Source organism: Thermotalea metallivorans, from assembly GCF_001562415.1.
Lineage (GTDB): Bacteria > Bacillota > Clostridia > Peptostreptococcales > Thermotaleaceae > Thermotalea > Thermotalea metallivorans.
In genome coordinates this window covers 1-763 of record NZ_LOEE01000109.1, presented here as the reverse complement: position 1 = coordinate 763, position 763 = coordinate 1, and the positions used below count along the sequence as shown (strand labels likewise).

The 763-nt window shown below is 31.8% G+C and carries 1 protein-coding gene; it reads left to right on the top strand.

Translation table 11 applies throughout. The annotated features are described in order from the left end of the window. Window positions 1-203 precede the first annotated feature (203 nt). Entirely contained in the window at window positions 204-485 is a 282-nt protein-coding gene (locus tag AN619_RS15440; RefSeq protein WP_041715351.1) for a hypothetical protein, read from the top strand. The last annotated feature ends 278 nt before the right edge of the window (window positions 486-763 follow it).

Sequence of the window (763 nt, the reverse complement as noted above, 5' to 3'; positions counted from 1 at the left end):
AATCATATCAGACGCCTCCTAGGGTGTTGGTTTGTCATAAGATTAGTATTCCTAGGATTTAGGTGTCTGATTTTGTTATTTTATGGAATTATTTTTAAATCACTACATTACTTGTAAAGTGGTGTAGACTTCGTGAAGTATTAGGTAATGAAGAAGAGGTAGTCAATAACTTTGCAATATATGAATATATAAGTAATGCCGAGATGTTAATGGTCAAATTACTTATCTTAATGGCCGAACCATATGGTAAAAAGGAAATTATTTTGGATATAAACATTGCAGAGTTTCTGGTCTTAAGGGATTTGGTATTTTGCAATTATTCATTACCACATCTAAGAGGGAAAATGAGGCCTTCTATCCGCAAAGCATACAAGGATTTTTATGATGAGATTGAAGACATCTTTGAAATGTTAGAGCAGGATGAAATAAAAGCATATTGGGATTATATTAAGAATTACAGAATAAAAGGTTGCATTCTTCATTAGGCAATAGGGAAAAGGCATTAGCAGGAATTAAATTCTGCCGATGCTTTTTTCTTATAGAAAATTTTACAACTGAAAAGATAACCTCAAAAGTTTGTAAAAATATTTTTTACAAACCGTATCTTTTTTTACACTTTTGGTGTATAATAAAGTAGGAGCATTCCTGTAATAAACAAAAATGAACTTTGAAAAAATGAGCACCTCACGGTAGAATTGGGATGTGCAAACAACCACGAAAGCACAAATCCAAAACTACAGGAGGTACTTGACATGAAGTATAA